1 protein-coding gene and 1 pseudogene are annotated in these 1,002 nt (G+C 46.6%); both read left to right on the top strand.

Translation table 11 applies throughout. The features are described from left to right. Positions 1–706, top strand: a 706-nt coding sequence (locus tag R7Q47_RS26840) for a lipopolysaccharide biosynthesis protein (RefSeq protein ID WP_411912894.1), incomplete at its 5' end; no start/stop codon positions are given. Continuing rightward, positions 703–1,002: pseudogene (locus R7Q47_RS26845) on the top strand (hypothetical protein); the annotation flags it as partial. The gene R7Q47_RS26840 and the pseudogene R7Q47_RS26845, both read left to right, overlap by 4 nt.

Here is a 1,002-nt window from a genome sequence, read left to right on the forward strand (position 1 = left end):
AGGCATTTATGCGATTGCGGTTAAGTTCTCTGTAGGTATGTGTATTTTAGTGCAGCCATTTGGCATGTGGTGGATGCCACGACGCTTTGCATACATCGAAAATGGTCGAGAGAATGAAGCCGTGCGCGTTTCTCATTTAGGGATGATTTATGTTGCTGCGCTCAGCGTGGTTGTAGCGACACTGGCGATGGTCATGATCACGAACTTCTTGCCAGAGACCTACCATGAAGCGGTACTTTACACGCTGTTCTTGCTACCGATTGCGATGCTCAAGGAATGGAGCGAATTGTTAAACATCGCCATTCTTTTCAAACGCAGAACCCGATGGTTGCTTGGTATTAATGTGGTTTCTGCCTTGGTTGCGATTGGGTTGCTGTTTGGGTTGTCTTCTCTCGGTATTTTTGGTGTGTTCATTGCGTTGTACTACGCGCAGCTTTGTAAACTCGGCCTAACTTACGCGGTTGGCCAACAGTGTATGACTCTACCATTCCATTTGAGTTTGATGGTTTTACTGCAAATTATCTCAGGTGTGGCACTGTTCCTGCTTCACTCTTCACAATCGATAGGAATCGCCATCGCAATTTGCATTTTGACATGCAGCCTGCTGGCAGGACTCGCCGTTCGTTACATGAGTAAAGAAACCCGCAGCGCATTAAGTCAGCAATTCATTCGATGGTGCGGACAAGTGAAGAGATATTCGATATGAGCTCAACCGATGTGAGAACAAAACAATCCATTGCAGCGCTGACGATCACCGTCGTGATTGCGCTGCTTTGGATCGTGATGCCTCACCCCATTTTGATTGTGGCAGTGTGCTTTGCACCGTTGGCATTGCTATTCGTCCTCAATCAAACCTTTTGGCTCGTGACACTGTTCGTTATCTTCTCTTTTTTCCGTATTCACGAAGCGTTTCCTGCCATTTACAGCTTTAAAATTCCATTGCTTTTATCCCTTGGCGCGTTAGCTGCGCTAGCTTTTCATCTACTGCTGAGTCGCCAACTT

The sequence above is a fragment of the Vibrio sp. Vb0349 genome (assembly GCF_033338975.1).